The organism is Paenibacillus farraposensis, from assembly GCF_020736845.1.
GTDB classification, from domain to species: Bacteria; Bacillota; Bacilli; order Paenibacillales; family Paenibacillaceae; genus Paenibacillus; species Paenibacillus farraposensis.
Genome location: NZ_JAFFQR010000112.1, coordinates 985,646 through 1,010,820 on the forward strand (window position 1 = coordinate 985,646; position 25,175 = coordinate 1,010,820).

28 protein-coding genes are annotated in these 25,175 nt (G+C 46.5%); 4 read left to right on the plus strand and 24 right to left on the minus strand.

What is annotated here, in order from left to right:
* Nucleotides 1-56: 56 nt before the first annotated feature.
* The 12 genes from allD to JO375_RS23470 all read right to left on the minus strand — a co-directional run bounded on the left by allD (nt 57) and on the right by JO375_RS23470 (nt 13,633).
* The gene (allD, locus tag JO375_RS23420; RefSeq protein ID WP_229526713.1) at nt 57-1,106 is read right to left on the minus strand and encodes an ureidoglycolate dehydrogenase; all 1,050 of its coding nucleotides are present in this window, start codon (nt 1,104-1,106) and stop codon (nt 57-59) included.
* A 77-nt stretch (nt 1,107-1,183) separates the two neighbouring features.
* The gene (allE, locus tag JO375_RS23425) at nt 1,184-1,951 is read right to left on the minus strand and encodes a (S)-ureidoglycine aminohydrolase (RefSeq protein ID WP_229526714.1); all 768 of its coding nucleotides are present in this window, start codon (nt 1,949-1,951) and stop codon (nt 1,184-1,186) included.
* A gap of 78 nt (nt 1,952-2,029) precedes the next feature.
* Entirely contained in the window at nt 2,030-3,268 is a 1,239-nt protein-coding gene (locus JO375_RS23430; RefSeq protein WP_229526916.1) for an MFS transporter, read from the minus strand.
* A 64-nt stretch (nt 3,269-3,332) separates the two neighbouring features.
* Nucleotides 3,333-4,565 carry an allantoate deiminase gene (gene allC / locus JO375_RS23435; protein ID WP_229526715.1) on the minus strand — a complete coding sequence of 411 codons (1,233 nt, stop codon included), beginning with the start codon at nt 4,563-4,565 and terminating at the stop codon, nt 3,333-3,335.
* Nucleotides 4,566-4,907: 342 nt separating this feature from the next.
* Nucleotides 4,908-6,602 (minus strand): PucR family transcriptional regulator, encoded by a 1,695-nt coding sequence (locus JO375_RS23440; RefSeq protein WP_229526716.1) that lies wholly within the window; start codon nt 6,600-6,602, stop codon nt 4,908-4,910.
* Between the two features lie 350 nt (nt 6,603-6,952).
* Nucleotides 6,953-7,177, minus strand: a complete 225-nt coding sequence (locus JO375_RS23445) for a LysR substrate-binding domain-containing protein (protein WP_267497805.1) — start codon at nt 7,175-7,177, stop codon at nt 6,953-6,955.
* Nucleotides 7,178-7,262: 85 nt separating this feature from the next.
* The gene (locus tag JO375_RS23450; protein ID WP_229526717.1) at nt 7,263-10,544 is read right to left on the minus strand and encodes a DUF5704 domain-containing protein; all 3,282 of its coding nucleotides are present in this window, start codon (nt 10,542-10,544) and stop codon (nt 7,263-7,265) included.
* A gap of 3 nt (nt 10,545-10,547) precedes the next feature.
* Nucleotides 10,548-11,495: a copper amine oxidase N-terminal domain-containing protein gene (locus JO375_RS23455; RefSeq protein WP_229526718.1), complete on the minus strand. Its 948-nt coding sequence runs from the start codon at nt 11,493-11,495 to the stop codon at nt 10,548-10,550.
* A gap of 794 nt (nt 11,496-12,289) precedes the next feature.
* A complete protein-coding gene (locus JO375_RS23460) occupies nt 12,290-13,069 on the minus strand; it encodes a hypothetical protein (RefSeq protein ID WP_229526719.1) in 780 nt (259 codons plus the stop codon).
* Nucleotides 13,070-13,137: 68 nt separating this feature from the next.
* Complete coding sequence (locus JO375_RS23465) at nt 13,138-13,302, minus strand: NAD(P)-binding protein (protein ID WP_229526720.1); 165 nt, start codon at nt 13,300-13,302, stop codon at nt 13,138-13,140.
* Nucleotides 13,299-13,421 carry a hypothetical protein gene (locus JO375_RS25195; protein ID WP_267497806.1) on the minus strand — a complete coding sequence of 41 codons (123 nt, stop codon included), beginning with the start codon at nt 13,419-13,421 and terminating at the stop codon, nt 13,299-13,301. Before JO375_RS25195 ends, JO375_RS23465 begins: the two co-directional genes overlap by 4 nt.
* Nucleotides 13,412-13,633, minus strand: a complete 222-nt coding sequence (locus tag JO375_RS23470; RefSeq protein ID WP_229526721.1) for a 2Fe-2S iron-sulfur cluster-binding protein — start codon at nt 13,631-13,633, stop codon at nt 13,412-13,414. Before JO375_RS23470 ends, JO375_RS25195 begins: the two co-directional genes overlap by 10 nt.
* Nucleotides 13,634-13,773: 140 nt before the next feature.
* Here JO375_RS23470 and JO375_RS23475 point away from each other — a divergent pair, with 140 nt between their 5' ends.
* Both JO375_RS23475 and JO375_RS23480 read left to right on the plus strand, forming a co-directional pair.
* Nucleotides 13,774-14,193 (plus strand): DUF6973 domain-containing protein, encoded by a 420-nt coding sequence (locus JO375_RS23475; RefSeq protein WP_229526722.1) that lies wholly within the window; start codon nt 13,774-13,776, stop codon nt 14,191-14,193.
* A gap of 129 nt (nt 14,194-14,322) precedes the next feature.
* Nucleotides 14,323-14,718: a hypothetical protein gene (locus JO375_RS23480; protein WP_229526723.1), complete on the plus strand. Its 396-nt coding sequence runs from the start codon at nt 14,323-14,325 to the stop codon at nt 14,716-14,718.
* A 709-nt stretch (nt 14,719-15,427) separates the two neighbouring features.
* On the opposite strand, the gene JO375_RS23485 is transcribed toward JO375_RS23480, so the two are convergent.
* From JO375_RS23485 to JO375_RS23530, 9 genes are all read right to left on the minus strand, one after another.
* Complete coding sequence (locus tag JO375_RS23485; RefSeq protein ID WP_229526724.1) at nt 15,428-16,066, minus strand: glycoside hydrolase family 11 protein; 639 nt, start codon at nt 16,064-16,066, stop codon at nt 15,428-15,430.
* A 941-nt stretch (nt 16,067-17,007) separates the two neighbouring features.
* Entirely contained in the window at nt 17,008-17,157 is a 150-nt protein-coding gene (locus JO375_RS23495) for a hypothetical protein (protein ID WP_229526725.1), read from the minus strand.
* Between the two features lie 278 nt (nt 17,158-17,435).
* Nucleotides 17,436-18,188, minus strand: coding sequence for an amino acid ABC transporter ATP-binding protein (locus JO375_RS23500; protein WP_229526726.1), 753 nt, complete (start codon nt 18,186-18,188; stop codon nt 17,436-17,438).
* Nucleotides 18,189-18,203: 15 nt separating this feature from the next.
* Nucleotides 18,204-18,863, minus strand: a complete 660-nt coding sequence (locus tag JO375_RS23505; protein ID WP_229526727.1) for an amino acid ABC transporter permease — start codon at nt 18,861-18,863, stop codon at nt 18,204-18,206.
* A 40-nt stretch (nt 18,864-18,903) separates the two neighbouring features.
* Nucleotides 18,904-19,671: an amino acid ABC transporter substrate-binding protein gene (locus JO375_RS23510; protein WP_229526728.1), complete on the minus strand. Its 768-nt coding sequence runs from the start codon at nt 19,669-19,671 to the stop codon at nt 18,904-18,906.
* Between the two features lie 284 nt (nt 19,672-19,955).
* The gene (locus JO375_RS23515; RefSeq protein ID WP_229526729.1) at nt 19,956-20,138 is read right to left on the minus strand and encodes a hypothetical protein; all 183 of its coding nucleotides are present in this window, start codon (nt 20,136-20,138) and stop codon (nt 19,956-19,958) included.
* A gap of 147 nt (nt 20,139-20,285) precedes the next feature.
* Complete coding sequence (locus JO375_RS23520; RefSeq protein WP_229526730.1) at nt 20,286-20,654, minus strand: YcxB family protein; 369 nt, start codon at nt 20,652-20,654, stop codon at nt 20,286-20,288.
* A gap of 45 nt (nt 20,655-20,699) precedes the next feature.
* Nucleotides 20,700-20,999, minus strand: coding sequence for a hypothetical protein (locus JO375_RS23525; RefSeq protein WP_229526933.1), 300 nt, complete (start codon nt 20,997-20,999; stop codon nt 20,700-20,702).
* Nucleotides 20,941-21,339: a WXG100 family type VII secretion target gene (locus tag JO375_RS23530; protein WP_229526731.1), complete on the minus strand. Its 399-nt coding sequence runs from the start codon at nt 21,337-21,339 to the stop codon at nt 20,941-20,943. Before JO375_RS23530 ends, JO375_RS23525 begins: the two co-directional genes overlap by 59 nt.
* A 199-nt stretch (nt 21,340-21,538) precedes the next feature.
* Between JO375_RS23530 and JO375_RS23535 the strand changes: the two genes are divergently transcribed.
* Both JO375_RS23535 and JO375_RS23540 read left to right on the plus strand, forming a co-directional pair.
* Nucleotides 21,539-22,321 (plus strand): Cof-type HAD-IIB family hydrolase, encoded by a 783-nt coding sequence (locus tag JO375_RS23535; protein WP_229526732.1) that lies wholly within the window; start codon nt 21,539-21,541, stop codon nt 22,319-22,321.
* Nucleotides 22,322-22,409: 88 nt separating this feature from the next.
* Complete coding sequence (locus JO375_RS23540; protein WP_229526918.1) at nt 22,410-23,201, plus strand: formate/nitrite transporter family protein; 792 nt, start codon at nt 22,410-22,412, stop codon at nt 23,199-23,201.
* A gap of 89 nt (nt 23,202-23,290) precedes the next feature.
* Here JO375_RS23540 and JO375_RS23545 read toward each other — a convergent pair whose 3' ends face one another.
* From JO375_RS23545 to JO375_RS23555, 3 genes are all read right to left on the minus strand, one after another.
* The gene (locus JO375_RS23545) at nt 23,291-23,536 is read right to left on the minus strand and encodes an HPr family phosphocarrier protein (protein ID WP_229526733.1); all 246 of its coding nucleotides are present in this window, start codon (nt 23,534-23,536) and stop codon (nt 23,291-23,293) included.
* A gap of 96 nt (nt 23,537-23,632) precedes the next feature.
* On the minus strand, nt 23,633-24,499 hold the full coding sequence (locus tag JO375_RS23550; RefSeq protein ID WP_229526734.1) for an IseA DL-endopeptidase inhibitor family protein: 867 nt from the start codon (nt 24,497-24,499) through the stop codon (nt 23,633-23,635).
* Between the two features lie 111 nt (nt 24,500-24,610).
* Nucleotides 24,611-24,844 (minus strand): YvrJ family protein, encoded by a 234-nt coding sequence (locus JO375_RS23555; protein WP_229526735.1) that lies wholly within the window; start codon nt 24,842-24,844, stop codon nt 24,611-24,613.
* Between the last annotated feature and the right edge of the window lie 331 nt (nt 24,845-25,175).

The following is a 25,175-nucleotide window of genomic DNA, read 5'->3' on the forward strand; positions in this document are numbered from 1 at the left end:
CCTGGTTCACCTCACTTGTCCGTTTTGATTAATTAACATTTCTTATCATGCAAGTGTTACGTTGCAAAAGGATCTTTATGATCATACGTGTTGTTATGAACGACATCGGATACAAGATAGTCATATACCTCGGCTACAATCTCAATGCCGTTAACTTCGTTCTCCTGCTCGATCAGGTCATAATTCTGTCCCGGATAGAGTACCCGCTCAAAGCCAGGCGCCGGATTAATGCCGTTCAAATCACACATCGTTTTCGAAATATTGTGCCGGAACGTATCCAAATCGGTAAAAAAGGACGGGTTAATCACAATATGAAGCTGGCCCAGATTGCGGCCTTCGGTCAGGTCGTGGTACATAGAGCTGACCTGATTGCCGAACGGTAAACCAAGAAGGATGCCGGACAGCACATCGACCATCATCATCAAGCCGTACCCCTTTGGCCCTGAAATCGGAAGCAGTGCGTGCACTTTAAACGGGTCATCCGTCCTTACGCCCCGTTCATCCACCGCCCACGTATCCGGAATCGGCTCGTGCTTTGAACGGGCATGCAAAATCTTTCCCCATGCCTGGACGGTAGTCGCCATGTCGAAGGTAATGAGTGCATTGCCTTCTCCTGGTGCGGCGAAGGCAATCGGATTCGTGCCGTAATAAGGCTCGGCCCCGCCGAAAGGCACGACCATCGGGTCGGATTGGCAGACTGAAATGCCAATTAGCCCTTCCCGTGCCGCTTGCTGCACATAGTAAGATAGGGAGCCGCTGTGCCCGATACGTCTTACCCCGACTACGGAGACACCATTTTCCTTGGCGATATTCACTGCCTCTTGCATCGCCTGCTTGGCCGCCACATGCCCGGCTCCGTTATCCCCGTCGAAGACGGCGGAGCATGGTCCTGTCTTCTCGAACACAAAACGGGGATTTACGTTCGTTCCGCCTTTCACAATGCGCTCCGCATAATATTCGACACGCATGGCCCCATGCGAGTGAAGACCGCGGGCATCGGCATGAACGAGCACGTCCGCCACCACATCCGCATGGTCGGCAGACAATCCGGCGCGGGACAATTTTGTTTGGATAAGCTCATGCAGTTCTCGTTTGGTTACTCTCATGTCTATCCCCTCTTTGCACGTATTCCACCCTCTGCTGCCGATTCGGACGGCAACAGAAGGCAGTCAATTCCTGTCCTTTATAGGGAGGCATCCCGATTGCAATCTTTGGAATACAAGTAGGCGAATGGCTCTCTGCCTACAGCGTAGGTCGCTTGCGGCACATAAGGTCCCATATACAGGTAATCTCCTTTTTTAATCGGAATCCACTCATTGTCCAGATTGTAGACGCCTTCACCGGACAGCATAATCGCCCCATGCTCCTGATAATGCGTCTCCACGAACGGATGACAGCCGCCGGGTTCAAACGACAGAATATGAAAATTCATATCAAATGCATGATCAGTTGGAAGTAAATCCTTCAGCTTTACATTCGTCATGCCGTCATAATCGATCTGCTCAAGATCGTGCACGTTCCCTGAAACAATCCATGGCGAGGAGTCTTTTCCTTCAAGCGGCGTATATTTCTGCTTGTACAAAAACAACCGGGTATCTTCAGCCTGCTCGTTCTTCAAGTACAGCTTTACGCCTGGCGGACAATACAAGTACCCGCCTTCCTGCAGCAAGTATGATTCTTCATCCGCAGAAGCCTTCACCCGCCCTTCCATACAGTACACGAATGTTTCCACGCCAGCTTCACCGAAGCCTTGCACGTTCTTGCCGCCCTCGTGCATCGTCACCACATAATCGACGAATTTGGCGCCTAGACGCGGAGAAGCCAGTATCGTCAAATCGCATTGTTCAAAGCCAGGCACAATATTTTTAACCAAACCCTCCGGCGGAATTAAGGCGAAGTTGCCACGCTTGATAATGGAACGGCTCGATAACAAATCTTTTGGATAACCCATGTTACACACTCTCCTTTTTTTAATGAACCTGATTCCAGGACGGATTGTACAATCGCAGATGTTGAAAACCGGGAAACTTTAAGATAACTGAGGCTTCTTCTTCATATTGGTCAGCAGCATTACCGCCGCCCCGATGACAATGATGATCGTCGCCAGATAGAAGCCCAATACCTTGCTGCCCGTCGCATCAGATATGAGACCGGTGACGAAGGGAGCAACAACAGATGAAATCATGCCGAAGAAGTTGAAGAAACCAAATGTTGCCCCTACCCCTTGCTTTGGCGCGATATCCGCTACATACGAGATTAAGACAGGCTCGACGGCAAGCTTGCCAAGAAAGCCGTACAGCACAAGGCAGACGATAAGCAAGGTGTTCGTATTTACCGAAACAGTCAAATATAACATTGTCGCAGCCAGCAGTTCCAAAATGATAATAAACGTAATCTTCTTGTGCATAAACTTGTCGGACAGCCGGCTGAATAGCAGGGCTCCAGGTATGGCGCTGAAGGCAACCAATGCCGCTGCAAAGCCGATGGCTGACCCTTGAAAGCCCCGTTCATTCTGTAAATAAGATGGAAGCCAGGTCACGATCATGTAATATCCGTAGCAGGTCGCAAAATAAAGTACATAGGAGGCAATCATCTTCGGATCGGCTAGCAGCCGTCTCCATGTTGAATTATCTTTAGCCCCCTCTTCCGTGTCCTCCACAGCCGTTTTTGACGGCGCCGCGGTCTTCCTGATATTCTTGGCGAACACCAGCATTAGGCTGAAGGCCAGACCTGCCGTAATAAAAAGCAGCACCCGCCAATTCCAGCCGGCATCCTTCACAAGAAAGCTCGAGCCAATGAGACCTATGGCCATGCCAATGGCGGAACCGCTGTTAATGATGGCCGTGGAAATGCCACGCTTCTCCTTGGGGATTGTCTCCGACGAGAGAGAATATGCTGGACCGTAATAAGTACCTTGTCCCAGTCCCGTGACGAAGCTCGCTACCAGAATGAACATGAGCGAAGTGGAGAACCCGACGAGCAGAGCCCCGGCGGTGAACAGGATGAAACCCGGTATGATAATCGACTTCCGTCCGAACCTATCCGCCAGCAGTCCTGACGGAATTTGCATCATCGTATAGGCAAAGAAAAATACACTGAAGATGAGACCCATACTCGCATCTGATGTCACATTCAAATCTCGTTCAATTTCGGGAAGAATCGGATTCAAGATCGTGCGATAAATCCATATTACTGTCCATCCAAGACAAAGCATGACGATGACTTTTTTCCAATATTCCGACTTTCCCTGTTGGCCTGCGTCCCTCACATTTCCCACTCTCCTCAGCGCAGATTGATTTGTGCTTGCCTGCTTGTCCTGTTTTTCACTGCAATCATGCTTGATACGCCAGTTCATACAGCGCATGGGTCAAAGCTTGAATCCCGTCTGCAAGATGTTCCGGGCGGGTATACTCTTCCGGATTGTGGCTGATTCCATTACGGCTTGGAACGAACAGCATCGCCGTAGGCACAAACTTCGCCATAATCTGAGAATCATGACCTGCTCCGCTATGCATCAGCTTGAACGGAATGTTATATTCCTTACATTGCCGTTGCAATACGTCGATCATCCGACTATCCATCGGGACAGGGTCCTCATCCATCCACATGTCTATCTTCAATTCCACCCCGCTTGTGCTGGCGGTGAGCTGCATCAACTCTGTCACCTCGTCCGTGAATCGGATCAGCTCCGCTTTGTCCGTATGCCGAATATCGAGGGTGAACAACGCTTTGCCCGGCACGACATTCACCACGTTCGGCTTCACTTCGATCTTGCCGACCGTTGTCACCAGCGGATCGCCATGCGCTTGTGCCAGGTCCAGAATTTGTTTAATCATCCGGCTCGCTGCATGAACGGCATCTTTGCGGTATCCCATCGGCGTCGTGCCAGCATGATTCGCTTCTCCCGCGATCTCGACTGTAAAGCGCCGCTGGCCAACAATGCTGTGGACGACACCGACTGACAGGCCTTCGTGCTCCAAGACGCTGCCTTGCTCGATATGTAACTCGACAAAGGCTGTAATATCGGTGCGCGGCTCCGCCAGCTCATCGCGAAAACGAAATCCCGCTTGCTCCATCGCTTTCGGAAACGGAAGGCCATTGAAATCCGCAATGTCCTGAACATCCTCCTTTTTTGCTACACCGGCAAGGTTTTTACTGCCCCAGAAGGCATAAGGAAAGCGGCTGCCTTCTTCTTCTGCGAACGATACCACCTCCAAAGTACGAAGTGGTTGACCATACTGCTGATTCAAAGTCCGCATCGCCATCAAAGCGGCGATAATGCCATATTGCCCGTCATACTTTCCGCCATTGCGAACCGTGTCTACATGAGAACCGCTCATAATCGTTTGTTCAGGGTATTGGCTTCCTTCCAGCCGCCCGTACAAGTTGCCGATCTCATCGTAATAAGTGCTGAACCCTGCCTCTTGCATATACTGCTCCAGTGCTTCCTGTGCAGCCGTCCACTCCTTGGAATACAGCAGGCGCGAGACGCCACCAGCCGGGTCATGGCCGAATTGGCTCAACCACTCGACAAGGCGAACGGTTTCCGTTTGGATCTTATCCATGATCTTATCTATCCTTTCTGTTAGATATGCGCGTTTCCCGAACGGAATAATTGGTTTTTTGCTTATCCGCGGCGCAACTTTTTAGAGGTTGTTCAAACAATCCACTTTTGATTGCAAAGCACGAAGCAGGAAGTGACCTTTTTGAACTCGCACTTTTTAAGGCCATTTTTTGCTTGCACATTAATTGTAAACGCTTAAAAAGGGGATGACATCGAGGCATCCCGATAAAAAGAGCCCTGTCTTTTTATCCATATCGGATAAATGGACAACAAAAAAGCTCCGTTTCACGGGAGCTTCTTTCCCCTCATGAAGCGGAGCTTTAATAGAAAAGCCATATTCTACTCACACGTTTGCATGATCTAAATGCCAAATGACAGGATTATCGCCAATCAAGACGAGAATTTTCAAGCCGACTTGCACAGACAGTACCTCGTCCGGATCTTCCAGATCAATGCCTGTAATTTCCTTGATGCGCTCAATCCGGTAAGTCACTGTCTTATAATGGACGTACAGCTCCTCGGCTGTTTTAGCGCCGTTTTGATGATGCTGCAAAAAAGTTTGCAGCGTTTTGATTAAATCCTCCCTGTTCGGCTGCTTGTAGGCAAGCAATTTTTTTAACGAAGGCGGAATGAATTTCGCCAACTCTCCGGTGTCCTCAATTTGACATAGCAGACGGTATATACCCAAATCCGAAAAGGCTGCGATTGCGGAACTGCCATTCATCAACGTCCCAAGCTGCAAAGCGTCCTGGGCTTCCTTATAGCTGCGGGGCAGCTCTGTTATCGAATGGGCTGCATTCCCGATGCCGACCTGCAAATTGAGATGCTGAAAGCTTTTGTAAAACTTTTTCTGAATGCTCTCGGCTGCTTTCTTGATTTTGCGCACACAGGCTGATTTGTCTTCTTGATCGCTTTCCACATTCCACAAAACAATGAGTTGATCGCTCCGGACCCGGATGGTGCCTTCCGGAATCTGCCGATGAATGAATTCATACAGCTTACGCTGATATGGATTATGTAGTTCATACAGATCGGTCTTCATCGCATCGTATCCATCTGCGGCCCGCAAGCGGAACAGCACGACGACATAGATCTTGTTCAAATCCCAGCCAATCAGATTGGCCCGTTGATATACGCTCTGCAGTGATTCTATTTTGGCATGCAGCAGATCATCAATTAAGTCATCTTTGAATTTCATTTCGACTTCAGCTACAGCATATTGCTTGACGAGATCAAGCGACAAGGAAGTGGCCGCGTTCTCAATCGCAATGAAATCAAGTGCCTCTACCGCCTTGTATGTTTCATGAATAACGAGATGAATCTTGATATGATTCATGGTTTCAACCGGAATGACAAAATGGTTGCATATTCGACCGTCCCAATCCGGATAGCTCACGCGCTGCCGATAAAAAGGGAACTCCGTATCCATCCGGGCAGCATCCGCTTCCTCGTGTTCCAGCACTTCAAACTGCACCAAATGAGGATCGGTTGACGAAATGGAATGGAAGTTCCGATCATATAAAGTCACTGGATTGCCAATCAGCTTTCTTAGGGAGGCAATAATATGTTCCGAGCCTTTATTGGCAAGTGTAAGCGCAATAAATTTGTCATGGGCTTCCTTAAAGTATTTGAGCTTTACCACCTGGTTGTTAAAAAGGGCTTCCATCACCGGATATATGATCTCTCGGTAAGGGACCTGTTTCGGAATCTGAATAACAGGCAAATGGAGCGTCTCCGACGCTTCGATGATGCCGGCAGGAATATCGTGGACAAATCTCCCAGTTTTTATAATTAATGCGCTTGCTTGTTTTTTGGATAACTGGGCCATAAAAGCTTTCTGTTCGCTGACATTGTAGGATTGCAGCGGGTACAGACTGCTCAGCAACAATTCTCCCCCGCTAATCCACTCGGCAATATCCGGCGCCTCTATGATTGTCACTCCGCGGATCGGATTGTTCAGACCCTGCTTGCCACTGATGACGAACGCTTGCTTTAGTGTATCGATTAGAAACAAATCCTTTACCTTAAATTCCATCATTTCCGGCTCCCATCGATATAGAAGTTGATTAGTCGAGGAAAGAAACAAGCCCAATCTCTTATTTCCTTGGTATCTATTAGTACGTGTCTTCGATCAAAATTCACCTCCTGTTTCCACTGCTAATTCTTAGGAAATTTTCTATCATAATAATACTGTAATCGTTTTACTATCTCCAAATCTATCTTTAGAGTTTTAAATAGTACAGAATGAAAAAGCTATATATACGAAAATAAAACGCAATTAATTACCATGATACCTGCTATAATTCAATTCGGATTCAAGCGAAACCAAATAGCCAGTCGCCGATTGGTTTCCGATGACTGGCCGCTTAAGCGTGCATAGCGGTTTCATCACTGTATTTGCCAGGAGTATTCAAATAGTATAAGAATCAAATGAAATGCATGCAGTCTATCCTTTGGAGAAACAATTATTTCGGGTACGATGGAATATCCCAGTCCGTGGCGAACCATTTCCTTGCAGGTTTCATAGCTGTCTACCTTTATAGAAAAAGGTGGCGGCATGACTAGTCTTTCACTCCACCACACCTGAACGGATTCGTTGGACGAGAAATACATGTGACCGGAAAACGGACCAGGGAATGATCTTCATAGCCCGTTTTTCGTGTTAAGATTTATGAAAATTCGTCTGTATTTCTCCCGGTTAGTGAGGGACAAATGAGCTGAAATCGTCCCGACTGGACTGGTCTGCATGATAAAACACAATATCTCCATCCTGTAAATGAAAGGTATGACCGTACGGGTCTTGTATCTCTCTGCGGTAGCCCTCCAAATGCCATTGGTTCAGTAGCGGGCCATCAATATATTGCAAATGTGGGTGCCCAGTGTCTCCCTGACGAAGCGACTCCAGATTAAAGCGAACCACGATGTAGCCTGTTTTCTTGAATATATTTGCGTGTTCGTTCAGCACCCGGTGACGGCTTTCATTACGTAAATTCGTCCCTTTGGTGACCACATACACATCGGCAGGCAGACTATATTCACCATACCAGCGCTGAATCGCTGCATTCGCGCGATCGACATCCACACCCTCCGGCAGATTTGTCTTCGGGCCGATCAAGGTTCGCACAGCTGAGGGCAGCACCAGCCAATCGTAGCGGCCGATCCATGTTTTTTTACGTGTGATGCGCTGGGCATACAGCGCTATATAACGTTCCAGCGTCAACTGGCTCCGCTGTGTTTCGCTCAGTTCATACTTGTACTTGTAGGCGGCTGTATCCTGCATTTCGTCTGACGGTACGTTGCGCAGTCGCTCATTCAGAATAACATACCGCTTCTCTCGATCCTCTGCCGATCCCAACCGAATAAATTTGCGGCTTCCCGCATGTGTATATAGATCCACTTCTTCCCGCTGGCGGCCATCCCTGCTTACCCAATAAAACGATGGCGTGATGCGGATGCCATCCTTGGCGCCGAACATATTGCCTTTGGTTTTGAGATCAAACTTAAAATGGTAGCCTGTTTTGACTGCCACATTTCGGTATCCTTCATACGGATGACTGCCAGGACGTATAGGCAGAGTAAAAGGCTCCGGATTCCCTCTTGGCAATCCGTCGATGCTGCCTAGCCCTGTCCAATAGGACAAGCCGCTATGCACCGGGCTTCCCTTGTGCTGACGGAATACCCGCTCCCAATGATAATCGGCAATATCGGTGATATGAAAATCATACATCCGTCCGATGACCTCAATATTGACCACATCATTGGCAACATGATGGGCAAGGTCTTTATTGGCATGGCGCTGTTCGGTGAACCCGTCCGGTGCGTTTTCAGCAATAGTACGAAAATCCACTGTATAGTTGCCTTCATCCACCCATACGGGCAAATAAAAGTCTGCGTCCAGCTGTAGCACCGGGATGTCGATCCAGGTTCCCCGTGCATAGAATTGTGTTTTTCCTTGGTTATACACGTCAAACGGGAACCGTACCTGCTTGGTTCGCACATACTTGGCATATTCCCGATCCCCATAGCCGGGAATATTTAAATGCGGACCAGCCGTTGAAATGCTCACTCGGAAGGGACGCTCCAAAATAAGCGCCGACCGCCCCTTCGTAGGCTTGGTTTTTTGATTATGCGCAGCATCGTCTGACACACGAGACAGATTTACTACAGGAGTATGAACAGTCACTGTGTTGATCCCCTGTATCGTAAACGTCTTATCCGCACCGCCACGAATATTCCCTTTAAGAATTGCGAAGGTAATGTCACCGCTACTAACCGTGTTGGCCTTATTGATCTTGTGCTTATCAATCACGTGCCCCGGATTGTAAAGGACATCCGGCCCAATGGTCCCGGAAGTGGGAATAACACCCGGCTTTGGACCATTCACCTTCACACGCTCCGGATTCATAATGATCCTGTTCTCGAAGATCAGCGTATCGTTCTCCACTTCAATTTCCTTAACAGCTCCTTCTGCCTTGGATTGTAGCGCACTGCGTTCGTCAGGTACACTCGGCTTGCTGCTGCCCCCGTTCTTGCTGCGACTACCTGCATCCACTGTTCCCGGTGCAGGAGGCGGATAAAAGTTGCCCTCAGTCACTGCAATATAGGAAGGCGGGGTATAGAATTTCGGACGAAGGGTGATCGCTTCGTTAGGTAACGAATAATTTCGGAGCGTTGCCTGTTGGATACCGTACACCTCCAAATTATCTATCGTCCAATAAGAGTAAGGACGGACGATTTTGTAGGTATAGGTTTTTTTCACCGTTTCATTCCGCCGGGATTTTTCCTTGGGCCGCCAGGTCAACCGATATTCCCGTTTTAGGTTCACCGTATATGTACACTGACCCGTCATGTTCACAAACTTATGCTGAAAAAGGTATCTCTTGGCCTGCACCTGACCATACAAGCTCTCAGATGTAGGAATACCTTTGGACACGTCAAATTGTTCCCGACCACGCTGATCTGCTTTAATAACAGCAGATACTGTCGGTTCCAGATCGGCAGTCTCCAAGCGCAAGCCAGGAACGGGTCGGGAGCAGACAACACCTTTTGGCGGCTGTTCCTCATCTTCGCAATCTGTGGGCACTCCCTCTTGGCTTTCCCCGGGCTTCGGGCAGCCCTGACCTTCTTTGTAATACAAATAAGCGGTAAACTGCCCAAAAGAACCGTCATAGGTGAATCCGGGGACAATTCCCGGCAAAATATCTCCGCTCGGCGGTTTGCCTGTCGTGCTTTTTTTATAGCCCACATACTCATATTTTGAATGGGTTGGTGGGGTGAATTCATACGCTTGATCAGGTTTCAGTTCATCCTCAATTGGTGTAAATACGTTGTTAAGAGACTTTCCATCAGTTGTAAAATGCTTGACGATCAGGTTGCTCTCTAGTTCGATCTTGAACAGGATGGGCTGGTAGATGCGGTATGCTTCAACATTAGCAGCACAATTCGGACAGGATTCTAATTTTATATCCCTAGGCCTCTCAGCATTTAGTCTTATATTTACCGAAATAGGAATTACAGTACTGTCAGTCCCCAAACCTTTTTTTTGAAAAGGTTGTATATCAGAATCCTTAGTCCCTCCTTTTGGCCCCCCACTTATTGAACTCATATAGTCTTCATAGCTATCTGAACGAGATTTCTCAAAATATTCAGGATTGTTAGTTGGTTCGTATAATTTAGCCTCTACGTTCTTAATCTTTCGACCCGGAAATTGAAACTTATAAGTAAATGTAGCCATCCCCTGCATGTTCTTGTTTGGTTGTTTTCCATCATCAGTTACCCAACCACCAGCAGTATTCTTCCACATGTCGAAATACATCATGCCTACAAAGTATCGATTATTCTTTTCCGCAAAATAGTTCAAAGGAGTAACTTCTTCTGTATTAGCTAATACCTTCTGTATCGAAAATGAAAAAGATGGGAGTCGTAAAAGTATCAATACCCCTACCAGTATTAACAACAAAATGCGTTTGGTAGTCTGCATATATTAATTACCCTTCCATGGGTTGGCCATTAATGGTACGTAGTCTGTAGACCCACCATAAAATCCGATATATTGAATATCTTGGAGTTTAAAAGATTTATAATTTTTTATTCCATAGTACATTTCGTCAACAGAAGAATAAATTTTATAGTAGATCATCTTTGTCCCGTCACCGTTATCTTGCGTAAGTTCATCCATAGGATAACGATACCTCGTATCGTTATCCTTCGTGATATAAAATAATGGACTTGCTGTAGACGTAGTTTTAATCCTGACTTTTAAGTAGGGAACTCCTTCTAAAGAAGTATAAGGTTCAACTGAATAGATTTCGCGCAATAATTTGACAGGAAAATCTGATTGTTTAAAAATTATAGCTTTGCTATACTCTTGACCTTTTCTATTTTTAAGTAAAAATTGATCTTTAGAAAATGCCTTCTTATACGGCTCAATACTCACCGCATGATGCCCCGTATCCTCCAGCGTAGCGATTCCCTTCTTCCCAATCCAGACCCAGCGGCTAACCTTATCCCACTCCACGGTCTGACCTAAGCCTTCACTTACAAGCCGTAACGGCACAAAAGTACGGTTCTGCTTCAAAATAATCTTCGTTTCATATGTTTTGGTCTGTCCGTCCACAGTGGCAGTGTTTTGTCCGACTGTCATGCTAACGGCATGTGCCTCATTTTTGATCGACACAGCCAATTGACCGCCTGTTTTCTCCCACCCGACCTTCGCTCCCAAGGCCTCGGATACAAAACGAATGGGAACCATCACGTAATCGTTACTATCTTGAAAAGGTTTAGCGTCCGGGAACTGCATCTTTTTTGCGTTTAACAACACCTCAATCGGTTTTGAACTGCTGCCTGCCGCCTCCGTCGTTGGCATTGTACATGTCGTACCCCATAGCAGCATGACTGCGGTCAAACTCAACATCCATTTTTTCATAGTCATATCTCTATCCCCTTTGTCAACTTAAACTATAAACTATGTATATCAGCCGTACTCTCATAAACCTATCGCATCCCCCACTTTCGGAAAATACTGGATGCAACTTATATATTATATGGTTTCCCTATTACAAAATCTATAAGGAAATTCCAAATAGATGGGTAACTTTCAATTGGCTAATATAGCAACGTTTTATTTCCTTAATATCAGAGGACCAGTTCCTTTAAGTAGTTAAATCTCTCAAAAATCCCTCAAAAAACCAACAAAAAAGGACTGCCTCTCCCTAGTTAAGGAAGAAACAGCCCGTGTACTTCACGCGCAAACAACTATGAAATAAATCAGTTCATAACCCAATTGTTCCAGCACCATCCAACATTTTCTCTATCATAAATCATAGTCGACTAAAAATCAAACTCGTAAACCATCTCAAATGACATCTACCCAACGCTAACCTTCAGCCAATACCACCTCGTTCAGTGCGAACGGTCTAGCTTTTATACGTGCTTTTTTTGCTTTAAGCATCATCTTCCGTTTCTCCTTTAAGACGAATTAGGAATGTAAAAAAAGTAAGCACATATCAGCATAACTAGCGATTATACGCTATACTCCGCTGCCAGAGGTTTGCTCTCACTGCTGGTACAACTGCGTTCGCGCCTCTGTAATGCCGGGATGAAACTGAATTAGCCCGTTCTTCCGTGTAAAATCGACCTCGCGGATCGTCCCTCCTGTACCCGCTGTTCTCCTTTGGCTCCGCCGAGTCCGACTGCGTGGACCATGGAAGCGGCAGCCAATCGGCCTTAGCCCATGGCGACCAGGCCGATTTCGATGCCGGTAATATTCCCGGCAACGTACAGTCCTTTGAGCGAGGTTTCCATTTGCTCACCGTGAAGTGGTACATGCCCGCTCAACTCGGGGTTGTATACGAATTCGCACCCGGCGACCGCCGCCAGCTCGGCGAGCGGATACAGTCTGCCGCTCAGCGCTACGAAGTCGGCGGGTTCGACGCGCTCGCTGCCGGGAATAGGCGAGCCGTCCGGTTTGACATGGACCAGGGTCACGGATTCGATCCGGTCCCGCCCGTTGACGGACAGCACGGCCGTCCGCAAACGAATCGGGATATCCCACAGGCGGAAGCCTCTGTAGGGATAAGCGTGCGATAAGTCCCTCCAATCGCATCGCCGCTGCCGGCTTCCCGCGATACGTATCCAGGCGGCTGGGTCCAGACCTGACAGCTGAAGCAGCAGCTTCGCGGAGGCTGTTGGATTTGCCGCCGCACCAGCCAGCGGATGGGTGCACGGAAGTGTAATCGCTACCACCTTCACCCCGTCGACGGACAGCTCGCGGGCAATCGCCATGGACAGGACGTTCATGCCTACAATAATGCCGCGTTCCCCTGGCTTAACATAATGAACGTTGGTCATCACCTGCGCGGCCCCGCTGGACATCACGCCTGGCAGCGTCCAGCCGTCCAGCGGCAGCTCCGGTGGCCAGTAATACGTAGTCGGCAGTGAATAATCCACAGGAGGTGGAAATTTCCCATGTTGTCGTATATTCCATGCCATGCACCGATACGCCATAGCGGATGTCAACCCCAAGCTCGCTGCAACGGGTGATCAGGCTCATCGGACACATGCTTTCTAACCCACTATCCTTTGCTGCCTTCCTCATGATATTGTCCGGGCATCCTCCCGCCTGGCTCAGTAAACTCATCCAATACCATGACCGGCAATCCTTGTTCAGATGCTGTAGCCGCTGCTGACAATCCGGCGGGACCTGCTCCAATGACGATGAGATGCGCCATTTTATTCATGTCACGATTCTCCCTGTAATTTCATTCGAAAGCTGTCTGCCTGATTCTACGATCATGCCTCCCTCCAACCTGGACAGACAGGAGCGGACAGTGCCGAGCGAATGAATCGTCATCGGCATTCGTTACAGTGTCCAATGGCGGAATATACGCCCCTGGCTGTGCCGGATTCCTCTTGCCTTCTCAGCAAACGAACGCCGCTCGCCAGCAGCGCTGCCGAGAGCGACTCTCCAGCCAATCCCTGCATGGGAGGACCGTCAAAAACAAAAGACACCTGGCTCCGCTCCGGCTTCGTTCCCAGAATAGGATGGTTCACAATACGCGCGCGACTCATAAAGAATCCCCCTCTGCCAGCTGACCAACGGAGGATATTCCCTCCAATGAAGTTTCCTCCAATAAAGAGATTTCCTTTGAAGATTTTCTCACAAATGAACTGCATAAAGTGATAAGCAAATAGTACAACACTTCGACGATTTGAATAAATTCACAGTAACTTATGATGAAACATATGAAATATGGACATCATTGACCCCTTCAGAAAAAGCGTTAACTGTTTCCAGTCCAGTAAATGCGGCTCTCACTAAATCTGCTCGTGACAAAGCGTACCAATACACTAGAAATAATTATGGTAGAAGTGGTTCGGGAGATGTTTCAGATGCTTTTCGGCATGCTGTCTGGAACGCTCTAATGTGTAAATATATTAGCAAAGATTGGGCAAAGGCGATGGCTACGGCACACGAGGATAAGGATGCGGCCTACTTTAGCAAAGTTTTTCCCGATGGATTCACTGGAAGGCAACACACCAATATGGACCTAAATAATAATCAGAAAGGAAGGGACTGCTGGAATGTTTTAACGGATAGCCAATTCTTTGTATCAGATGGGGATCTATAAAATAGAGTTATCGCAAAAATCAGAGCTGAGGAAATGGTAGCCCTACGGTAAATATTGTAAAATATCATGGAGACAGAGATAACATCAACTGTCTCTATGATACTTTAGTATAAGAAAGGGGAACTTATAATGGGTAAAGTTTTACCCATATTTATTTTTTTATTTATAGTGAGTGGCTGTGACCTTTTTAAAAGTACTTCCTTACCAAGCATGACTGCAAAGTCTGACGATACGGAAATCCCAACAGTTTTAGTGTCCTACTTATGGGGTGCAAAGACTCAGTATGGGATCCCTTGGGAAATTATGCAACCAAAGCCTGCTGTTACTGTACCGAAAGGTGCAACTATAAATCTTGTATTTGATTCTGAGCCCAAAGAGGTAGCTGCTAGTGAAATTCTAAATAAAAAGGACTTTAAAGAAATTGATATAAAAGATAAAAAAATAGTTGTCCCGGAAACAAAAGGTATCATATTATTTTCGTTTATGCAACATGGGCTAATAGTAGAACCGCAGATTATGCTTTAAAGATTCATGTAAAAGAGTAAACAAAAAGCGTAAGGATACACCAGCATCGTTAAAATTGAGATTATTCAGAAATTTCTCTAGTAAAATCATTTTGTAACTATTACTTTTGATAACCCAAAAAATCTCGAGATTTGATTATTTCGGGGCTACATATTCAGAAGATAGGTTAGAGAACTGTTAGCGTCCTTTAACACCATCTTCGGGCACACAAGCCATACAAGGCGTAAGCAGCTTGTGCATATGCTGCTAAAGAAAATTACAGTAACTGGGGATAGGAAAATTAATCGAATTGAATTAAGGTTCGACAAGATACCTATCCAATTACTAATTAAATATGAAGTGTCAACCAACGAAAGTTAAACACTCGACAAGGCCATCCTTTAAAGAATGGCCTTTCGTTGATACACCGTGTACTTTTGTACAAGTAATTCTATTTATAAAAAGTAAAATTACTATAAATCAAACCGAATTTTATCTGTTTTTTCCTCAAGAATCGAGAGCGTGAAATATTATGTGTAAATAGAAACAGGAAGACCTTTTCTAGTAGAATGAAGTCACCACAACGACATTCACAGAAAAGAGGTCTTCCCTATGAATCATTTTACAACAGATTTAGTCCAGGCTCCTGTCACCAAACAGGATGTTACTCAGGTTTTCCGTGAGGCAGTCCCAACCGTGCCTGTTCGTCGAACAGCTTGCAGTTGAGTGGTTACCACACCGTTACGTTAGAGCTCCCACTACTCTGATACCCCTCTGTTGCTAACACCTGGTAAGACCAGCTATTCCCCAGATTCATTCCTTTGCTCGCCCATGCTTTCACGTGGTTGCTGAAAGTGATCGTGGAGTTGCCCCCGGTCGGTCTCTTCGTCTGTCGAACACTCCAGTACTGAATAAACGTCGATTTTTGGCCTTCAATGGAAGGTGCGTCGTATCGCATTGTTGTGTAGATGTCATATGTGCCTCCATCACTGGTCACCGTACCTTTATACGTTCCGGTAGGTCGATAGGTCCCCCAGCTATCAACGACGTAATATTCGATGAGTGAGTTTCTCGTCCACCCGTAGAGAGCCAAATATCCATTACCGGACGGCGCCCAGACACCGGCATTGTAGTTAATCGTTCTGTTTGGCGATCCAGTAGTCCAGCCTTTGCCGACAACAAAATTCCCGGTATTCTTCCATGTTACGCTGTAATTACCGCCTGATCCATTAACAGCATTGACCGTTCCGCCGCCATCGGTCCAATTTTGCCAATAGTCTGTCGCTGCACTTGAGGTTGTTGCAAACAACCCAAAACTCATGGAAGCTGCAAGAACTACCGTCATCATTTTCTTACTAAACTTAAACATACTCTACCTCCTAAAATTTTTGTGTTTGTCCTATACCCTGCTCGTTGGGTTGATTCTCTTTGCAGTATCACTTACTCGTGCCATATTCCGTATTTTTTTACTTTTACCTCCTTTCTGAGTGAAATTATACAATGACAGCGGTTACATAAAAACCTAGCAAATTAAAGCTTTAACTCTATTATGTTTAGCTTTCATTGAATTTTATAGAACCCGTCGAAGGGTAATCAGGCCTCGTAACGTTGGAAGAAGGTCTTCGCTGCTTTTTATTCATTCGAGCAATAGGCGAATTCATTTTTTATGTTTTCCTTTTTAGATATTCACCTAATCAGCAACGATACCAAGTTCTTGTCCTTTAAGGCAATGGAATCAAGTCCTGTACTCCGTCACCTTTGTAATCTTTGGTTGTTGAGGGTTTTCCGTAGGTTCTCAAATTATTCATTTTACCTGTAACGTTTAGGATTATCCGTCTGACCGAGAATAAAGTCGATGCTCACCTTGTGGAAATCCGCTAATTTGATTAAGACAACACTGGGGCGGTCCAGGTTCCCTTTTCATAATCGGGAATAGTTCGTTTGTGAGATATGTAAAAAGTCGGCACCAAGTTGAACAGGAACGAATGGGGCGAATGGGGCGAATGGGGCTGTACAAGCAATAGCGTTCGCCTTTGTGCCCGGATTTCAACCTTTTTAGTTTGATTAAGAAATCCGGGCACAACAGCGATGGGAAGTACCATCCGACCGCGTAGTGGTGTCTAATGTACATTTTTAGCTCAGTTTGTATACTAAAAAAATTTATGCGAATAGCGCATAAATATCAATATGTAGCTTCTACGTGTAGTAAACTTTGCCTTGGGTGATGATTTACGTGAGGAAAAAAGACTTAGCACAACAGAATTTATAGAGAGGCATGATAAACATGATTTTGGAGGATATGTATTAAAGTCAATTGTTCCTTAACCACCGCAGGGTCAGCTTATACGTGTCTAGCTTGTTATCAGCTTCATTTTTGTCCGCGATCAGCTTAAGGATGGAGCCTTGGACCCAGTTTGCAGTACGCCCTGCAATTGCAAAAGGGAGATGGCGCTTTGCCATCTCCCTTGCTCTTATTCTTATTCTTACTATACTCCCTGCTTAAAAACATATTGCCTGCACAGGTGATCGTAAGCGGAGCGGGCAGAATTGTTCCGGAGAAGCGTAGCGGTCGGCTAAAAGCTTTCCGAAGGAAAGCTCGCATCGTAAGCATAAGCTGTCCCCGGATTTTCACCTCTTCATTCCTATTCCAATGAAAAATCCGGGGATAACAGCGATCGGAAGAATAATCTGCACGCGCAGCGACTCCCCGACACACACCGAAACAAGCAACTGTATTTTTAATCCCCCACCCGATTCAAAAACATCTTCGTCCGCTCCAGCTGCGGGTTGCGGAAAATCTGCTCCGGCGTGCCGGATTCGGCAATTTCGCCATTGTCCATAAAAATGACGCGGTCCGCCACATCTCTTGCAAAATTCATCTCATGGGTCACGATGACCATCGTCATATGCTCCTCAGCCAGCTTTTTGATGACTCGCAGCACCTCGCCTGTCAGCTCGGGATCAAGCGCCGAGGTCGGCTCATCGAACAGCAAAATGTCGGGATTCATCATCATCGCCCGGGCAATCGCCACCCGTTGCTTCTGTCCGCCCGACAGCCGGGACGGATACGCATCGGCTTTATCCGCTAAGCCGACTTTGGCCAACAGCTCGGCGCTTTGACGGCGCAACTCAGCCTTGCCTGCCTTTTTCACCAGTTTGGGAGCCAGCTCCAGATTATCCTGCACCGTCAAGTGAGGAAACAGATTAAAATGCTGGAACACCATACCCATCCCGGTGGTGATGCTTTTGATGTCACCAGCCGAGGCGTACTGACCATTTTCCACCAGTGCTTTATCGTGAATGCGGATCGTCCCGCCCGTCACATCCTCCAGATGCACCAGGCTGCGCAGCATGGTACTTTTGCCTGAACCTGAAGGACCGATGACGGCTACAACCTCCCCCGCCTTAACGTTAAAGCTCACTCTTTTCAGAACATCGAGCGTGCCGAACGATTTTTTTAAATCGGTAACTTCTATTGCATTAGTGTTCATATCCCGACATTCCTTTTACTCAAATTTAAACCGTTTTTCCAGTACCCTGAAGAATAGCGTCAGCACCAGAGCCATCAACAAATAAATAACCGCCGCTACAACATAAGGTACAATCGTAAAATCCCGGTTCACAGCCGTATTGGCAAAATGCAGCAGTTCCGGTACCGCCACCGCATAGAGCAGCGCCGTATCTTTCACCAGCGTTGTCGCCTCATTGGTGACCGAGGGCAAAGCAATCCGCACCATTTGCGGTACAATGACTCTGATCAACGTCTGTGACTTGCTCAAGCCCAGCACCTGCGAAGCCTCGTATTGACCTTTATCAATCGACAACATCCCGCCTCGGAAAATTTCAGCAAAATAAGCAGCATAATTCAGCACAAATGCCAGCACCGCTGCCGTTGTCCGATCCAGAACGAGATATTCCCCGATGACAGGCAGCATAGGCAGACCAAAACAAAAGAACAACAATTGCAGCAGAAGCGGCGTGCCGCGTATAACATAAATGTACGTATGCATCAGCCAGGCAATTGGCTTAATCCGGCTTTTCGCTAGCAACGTAACGATAAAACCCAGCGGAATGGACAGAACGAGCGTGATAAAAAATAAAATAACCGTCATCTGTGCCCCTTCAAGCATAGGCTTCATAATTCGCAAAATATATTCCATACTCATAACTTTCGACTCCTAAACCCTTAGTTCAATTCATTACGTATTAGTTCAATACTTTATCTTCACCGAACCATTTTTTTGAAATCTCAGCGGCTTTTCCGTTCTTGTGCAGCTCATCCAAGGCGGATTGCAACTGTGTCAACAGCTTTTCATTTCCTTTTTTCACACCGATGCCGTATTCCTCAGGAGCCAGTGATTCATCAAGCAGCTTATACGTTCCTTTTTCCTTGGACATATAATATTTGGCTACCACCTCATCAATGACAACCGCATCCAGACGTCCTGTCTTCAGGTCCGTCAAAGCGAGAACGTTATCCGGATACTCGGGCACTTGCTTCAATTTGCCTTTGATCGAGCTTGCGTCCAATGCATCGGCTGCCGAGGACAACGTTTGGATACCCACAGTTTTGCCCGCCAAATCAGCCAGCTTGGAAATACTGGAAGCAGCCGGAACGACAATGACCTGACTATTTTTGAGATATGGCTTCGTGAACAGCACTTTTTGCTTACGCTCATTGGTAATGGTGTATCCATTCCAAATGAGATCAATACGTCCGCTGTTCAGCTCAGATTCCTTGGAAGACCAGTCAATCGGCTGAAATTCCACCTGTTTGCCCATCTGTTCCCCAGCCGCCTTCGCATAGTCAATATCAAAGCCGGTCAATTCATTATTTTCATCTCTAAAGCCCATCGGCGCAAATTTATCATCAATTCCAATAATCAACTTGCTGCTATCCTTACCGCCGGAACACCCGGCCAATATGATCATAATCACTCCAATCATCATTGTAAACATGACTGTTTTTCTCATCTTTTTCCCCTCCAGCGATGGTGACCTCCGTATCCAAGGACAGACTGCAAACACTTTAGTTCGTTAACACGTTATCAGAGTATCATCATAACATACCGCAGGATATTCGTCGAGAGAAATACGCTGAATCTTGGCCTTATAAAGATGGAAAACCTGTGACAAAAATTTGACCGATGGTCTATAAATGTAAAACCTTACCTTGACACGTCACCTAAACCGTTTTATTTTCCCTAGCCTCAAACAAAAAGGCGCAGCCTTCCAATCCAACAGAAGCACTGCGCCTTCTACCATAATCCACGGTTCATCACAGCCTTTTTCAAGCTTGTAATAAAACGCTTCGAGGTCTGTGTGTTCCGGCAGCCCCGAAACCTGTCCGTCCCCCAATTGACCAGCTCTGTATCAAAACCAAGACTGCATGCAACCTCATATTCTTCACGGTAATCCATATCCACACTTTTGGAATCCAAAGGGTCGCTGCAAAATAGAAGATGCATATGATCTTTGCCTATGCTCCGTTTCTATTTAACTTGTTCATTTTATCTATAAATTTATAATCCCATCTCTCTGATCCAACCCGGGTTTTCAACAATTCTTTAAACCGCCGACGCTCTAATCTACTTGAAAATTCGCTTGGGAACCAATACAAACTTATGATGAGGCAGCAATATATAAAAGGCAGTCAGCGTACTAATAACCCCCTTTACTTCATCCCAGTTGTAACCCGCAGAGTATGTAAAATGGAGGCCCTCTTTTGAAAATTCATATTCTTTTTCAATAGACCATTGTGGATGATTAAGGTATTTTGCTTTCACTTCCTTGATAGTAAAAAAAGGAATTACTATAAAAATTAAGAATAGAAAGAAGAACTCCGCTATCGTATTAGGAGCAACTTCATCATCTATTATAATATTATATGTAGCCATAATGACCATTAAAAACTGAATTGAAGCAAAAAGCTTAAGCCTCGTAGACTTCTGATACATCAAACAAAAATTGAACAATAGGATATCTTCTCCGATTAGCGAGTTTTAAAAGTCCAACTGTTGCTCGCTGATTTCCAGAAAAAAAGCTGTAGATGGTATAGATATTGTCACTGAGCATGCCGTCACCGATGCCGACGACGTGTTCTCCCCAGCCTGCGGCTGCGCTGGAACTAATGTCCGAACCTGCGTCACCAGTGCAGTCCCACGCGACAAAATAAGACCTGCACCATATCCGGCAACAGTCTGGGTCGTTTTACCTAAAGTGTGTTTTCCCGCAGATTGGCTATCAGGATGATTCGTCCGGATTGTTTGTCTGCTTGGCAGGGTCGCCAGTGAAGCTTTCATCTTCTTCGTCGTCCGTATGCGATGCACTGGCGTTCATCGCCGCTGCCAAAGCTGTCCAGAAGCCGCGCGTGCTCTCACCATCCGCATTTCTGAACTTTGCAGCAATGCTCTTCAGCTCGATTTCAATGGATTGAACCTTGTTTAATGCAGAAGAAAGTGTATATTTAGCTGTCCGATAGTCGTTATAAAAGCGATTTTTCTCCATACCGTCCCACTGGCTGTGAAGGTTGCTCATTATGCGATCTAGGCCATTCAGCTGGTTATACAGCGTTCGGTGGGCATTGGCAAATTGGGAGGCCAAGCTGTCCAACTGCTCCGGGTTAACTTGGATTTTTTTCATGATAATCACAACCCATCTACGAAAATAGGAGATAGACATTAGATTTTACAATAATCCTCATTTCATATTGTAAGCTATAAAAGTCAGGTATTCATGAGGATTTATACGTATTTGTATATTCACAAGCAGATCCTTTGATATAATGAGTCCATATGAATCAATTTCGACAATAACAATATTGAAAGTTAGGTGCAGGGACATGATAGACAAAAAAATCATCTTTTTCGATATCGATGGTACATTGCTGGACGATGACAAGAAAATGCCATTAACAGCAAAAAAGGCTGTCTTTGCTTTGAAGGAGCAAGGGCATGAGGTAGCTATTGCAACAGGCCGCGCGCCTTTTATGTTCAAGGAAATTCGTGAGCAGTTGGAAATTGATTCCTATGTCAGCTTTAATGGGCAATATGTGGTGCTGCGCGGGGAAGTCGTAGCTACCAATCCGTTAAACAGAGAAGCTTTGCAGGCGATGACAGATCTGGCCCTCACACATAATCATGCTCTCGTATATATGGATCATATGGCCATGAAGGCCAATATTCCTAACGATGAACTTGTGGAGAAAGCAGTCCAAACGCTTAAGGCCAAAATTTCGGTTGGGTACGATCCGCTCTATTTCCAGGGAAAAGATATCTATCAGACGCTGCTGATGTGTACGGCCGAAGAGGAGCCGTTTTATGAAGCGGTATTCAACACTTTTGATTTTGTACGCTGGCATCCGAGTTCTGTGGACGTTGTTCCTCACACTGGCTCCAAAGCGAAGGGTATTCGTGAAATCACAGCCAGACTGGGCATTGCCGAAGAGAATCAATACGCTTTTGGCGATGGATTGAATGATGTCGAAATGTTGGCCACTATACATAATAGCGTAGCGATGGGCAACGCTTGTGATGAGGCCAAGGCTGCGGCTAAAATGGTGACCAAACGCGCAGATGAGGACGGCATTTTGTATGGGCTGCAAAAGCTTGGTTTGTTAAGCTAACAGGCGATGGGCTAATTGGATATGTTTTAGGAAAAATAAGCTTTTTCGAAAAACTTACATCTGAGAAAATAGGGGGTTGTGTTTGGAAATGGAGACGGAAGGCTTACGTAATGTCGAACAGCTAGCTATGAAGAAGTACAAAATTTACAAGCAAAGCCTGCTCCGGTATTTGGCACGTTCCATGCTGGCAAGTATGTTCATCGGCTTCGGCGTCATTGTAGCGTTCAAGACGGGCAACTTCTTTTACATGGAGCATTCTCCATTCACTTATCCCATGGCGGCAGTCACGTTCGGGGCAGCCATCATTTTGATCGCATACGGCGGCGGGGATTTGTTTACAGGCAACACCTTCTATTACACCTATGCGGCGCTCCGCAAAAAACTGCGCTGGGGACAGGTGCTTCGGCTGTGGACTGCCAGCTATAGCGGCAATTTGCTGGGTGCCGGGGTGTTTGCACTCCTTATTTATTTGACTGGACTTTTTGATTCCTCCAGCGTGAACAGCTTTCTGCTGAACGTGGTTGAACATAAAATGGAAGCGCCTGCAATGCAGCTGTTTTTCCGGGCTATTTTGTGTAATTGGCTGGTCTGCCTTGCCTTTTTTGTTCCGATGTTTATGAAGGAAAATGGTGCGAAAATGTTTTCGATGATGCTGTTTGTATTCTGCTTTTTCATCTCGGGGTACGAACATAGCATAGCCAATATGTGTACCTTCGCGATTGCACTCGTGCTGGACCATCCGGGCACCGTCTCTATCGCCGGCTTGATTCATAATCTGGTTCCGGTTACACTCGGGAATCTGGTTGGCGGTGTGCTGCTTATGGGAGTTATGTACTACTCGGTGAATCTTCCGTTTTTGGATCAAGAGGAGGAGCTTTAAAAAAGAAGCCTTGGGGACTGCATTCCCCAGGCTTCTTTGCATTACTTCGAAATCGTATGCAGAATCTACAGGTGCTGCTTTCTTGCCATTTATCCTTCTTGAGCAGGAAAATGAATAAATTCCTCCAGCTCTTGAAAAAGCTTCTTGGGATTAACATTGTCAGGTACAACCAGAGTGAGCGGCTCATCCAGCTTCAGCACATACATGCCCAGAATGGATTTGGCATCTGCCATGCCGCTTTTGCCGTGAATCCAGATGTCATACGTATAATTGGATACGATTTGATTGATTTTCTCAATATCCTTAACGTCTTTTACCTTAATGGGTGTCATCATTGTACAGCACTCCTCTGCGCCTGAATTGGGCTTGCCAGGCAAGCCTTAACATCACTTTACCCCATTCTTGAAGCTTGCTGCAAAATTTTATTTAGTCTAAAAAATAACGTGCGGCGCGGAGCTGATTTTCCAGTAACTTCCGACCTTTTCGAAGTTGACTGTGATTTTCTCGTTCGCCTTCTTCGCTGCTGCCGGATAAGGCACAGTCAGCAGGTAACTGCGTTTCACTGGAGTCATCGTTACCATTTTCGCCGTAGCCCGGTTAAACTCTAGCAAATTACCGCCGTCTACAGCCAGCTGTGCCAGTTTACCGTTGATTTCAACAAAAAATTTGCCCGCAAATAACTCACTCGCCTGCTTGGTGTAAGCCTGCGTCAGATAGTTGATCAGCTTGGTCTTGGTGCCGATGTCGTCGGACAGGTAGCGGTAGCTTTTGCCGTTCCATTGGAACGTCTCCCCCACCGCGCTGCCACCGCTGATCGCGTACAGATAACGCGACTGCGCCTCCAGCACAAGCTGAATCGCGCTCTCGTGATTCAGCTTATCCAACTGCGTTGGCTTCACGCTGTTAGCCGCGGCGGCTGGCACCGAAGCGGACGGCGGCTGCGGAGTCGTCGGCTTCGCAGTCGACGGCACGGCTGGAGCAGCTGCTGGCGCTACCGACGCGGATGAACGCGGTGCTGGCACAGATGGAGTTGCTGGTGCAGCGGCTTTGGCGGAACCTGCGCCTGTGGCCGGGATTGATGCAGCTGGTGCGGACGGAGCTGGCGGGGCCGGTGGCGTAACCAGCGCAGATGCCGCTGGTGTTGGCACCTGGGCCGGGACGGCTGCGGACGGACTGGCAACGCCCGGTTGCGTTGCTTCCGCTGGCACAGTGACAGCGGGTGCTGCGGCTGCGGCCTGCGCTACGCTCATAAGTGCGGCTGTGATGCACAGCGCGAATAGCTTCGTGTTTATTTTCATCTTAATATACACCCCCATAAGTATAAGCCTGCATAAACTGCACACGTTACTATTATAAGAAACCTGCGTCTTGATTGGGTTGCTAAATTGTTTCTATTTTCCTTTATTTGCTCATTCGGCACGAAGTTTGTCCGCATTTGTCCTGCATGGCTCTTCTGGCTGCTTCACTCGCTTTACCTCTATCTCTTCCAGGGATTGTGATAGTTGCTTAACAGATCGGTCAAGCTGCTCCAATCTGCGGCTGAGGGTGACCAGAATATATTTTAACAGAATCAGACTTAATGCAGCGGGGAATCCGACATTGGTTGCGAGCTCAATTATGCCTTCGGTCGTCAGATAAATCACATATCCAGCCTCCTTTTTCTTACGTATGTTTCACCAATAGGAACTAGTGTTCCCATTATTGCAAAAAGCATACTTTGTCTCTCTTCTAAAAAAGAAGGCTGTAAAGATGATCCTCATCTATCCAGTAATTTCCTGTTTTCACTGATGTCGTTCTCTTTTTTGCCCCATCACATTCTGGCAGTACAAGCCCACTAGCATCAGATTAAGAGCGCATATGGAAATCCATCCTCCCAAGCTAATATCAATTTGCAAATAATCAAAATCGGAAAAAGACTAAATAAATTACACAACAAAAAGAGCTCCGATCAACCCGAAGCTCTTTCGTATTTTG

Coding starts and splice junctions, on each gene's coding strand:
- JO375_RS23505 (WP_229526727.1), bottom strand. CDS start 18,863: ATGAGTATGGAATATATTTTGCGAATTATGAAGCCTATGCTTGAAGGG.
- JO375_RS23460 (WP_229526719.1), bottom strand. CDS start 13,069: ATGGCGTATCGGTGCATGGCATGGAATATACGACAACATGGGAAATTT.
- JO375_RS23495 (WP_229526725.1), bottom strand. CDS start 17,157: ATGGCAAAGCGCCATCTCCCTTTTGCAATTGCAGGGCGTACTGCAAAC.
- JO375_RS23500 (WP_229526726.1), bottom strand. CDS start 18,188: ATGAACACTAATGCAATAGAAGTTACCGATTTAAAAAAATCGTTCGGC.
- JO375_RS23465 (WP_229526720.1), bottom strand. CDS start 13,302: ATGAATAAAATGGCGCATCTCATCGTCATTGGAGCAGGTCCCGCCGGA.
- JO375_RS23440 (WP_229526716.1), bottom strand. CDS start 6,602: ATGATGGAATTTAAGGTAAAGGATTTGTTTCTAATCGATACACTAAAG.
- JO375_RS23530 (WP_229526731.1), bottom strand. CDS start 21,339: ATGAAAAAAATCCAAGTTAACCCGGAGCAGTTGGACAGCTTGGCCTCC.
- JO375_RS23450 (WP_229526717.1), bottom strand. CDS start 10,544: ATGCAGACTACCAAACGCATTTTGTTGTTAATACTGGTAGGGGTATTG.
- JO375_RS23550 (WP_229526734.1), bottom strand. CDS start 24,499: ATGAAAATAAACACGAAGCTATTCGCGCTGTGCATCACAGCCGCACTT.
- JO375_RS23525 (WP_229526933.1), bottom strand. CDS start 20,999: ATGAAAGCTTCACTGGCGACCCTGCCAAGCAGACAAACAATCCGGACG.
- JO375_RS25195 (WP_267497806.1), bottom strand. CDS start 13,421: ATGCCGATGACGATTCATTCGCTCGGCACTGTCCGCTCCTGTCTGTCC.
- JO375_RS23480 (WP_229526723.1), top strand. CDS start 14,323: ATGGGTAAAGTTTTACCCATATTTATTTTTTTATTTATAGTGAGTGGC.
- JO375_RS23520 (WP_229526730.1), bottom strand. CDS start 20,654: ATGTATCAGAAGTCTACGAGGCTTAAGCTTTTTGCTTCAATTCAGTTT.
- JO375_RS23445 (WP_267497805.1), bottom strand. CDS start 7,177: ATGTATTTCTCGTCCAACGAATCCGTTCAGGTGTGGTGGAGTGAAAGA.
- JO375_RS23535 (WP_229526732.1), top strand. CDS start 21,539: ATGATAGACAAAAAAATCATCTTTTTCGATATCGATGGTACATTGCTG.
- JO375_RS23545 (WP_229526733.1), bottom strand. CDS start 23,536: ATGATGACACCCATTAAGGTAAAAGACGTTAAGGATATTGAGAAAATC.
- allC (WP_229526715.1), bottom strand. CDS start 4,565: ATGGATAAGATCCAAACGGAAACCGTTCGCCTTGTCGAGTGGTTGAGC.
- JO375_RS23540 (WP_229526918.1), top strand. CDS start 22,410: ATGGAGACGGAAGGCTTACGTAATGTCGAACAGCTAGCTATGAAGAAG.
- allE (WP_229526714.1), bottom strand. CDS start 1,951: ATGGGTTATCCAAAAGATTTGTTATCGAGCCGTTCCATTATCAAGCGT.
- JO375_RS23455 (WP_229526718.1), bottom strand. CDS start 11,495: ATGACTATGAAAAAATGGATGTTGAGTTTGACCGCAGTCATGCTGCTA.
- JO375_RS23470 (WP_229526721.1), bottom strand. CDS start 13,633: ATGAGTCGCGCGCGTATTGTGAACCATCCTATTCTGGGAACGAAGCCG.
- allD (WP_229526713.1), bottom strand. CDS start 1,106: ATGAGAGTAACCAAACGAGAACTGCATGAGCTTATCCAAACAAAATTG.
- JO375_RS23485 (WP_229526724.1), bottom strand. CDS start 16,066: ATGTTTAAGTTTAGTAAGAAAATGATGACGGTAGTTCTTGCAGCTTCC.
- JO375_RS23510 (WP_229526728.1), bottom strand. CDS start 19,671: ATGAGAAAAACAGTCATGTTTACAATGATGATTGGAGTGATTATGATC.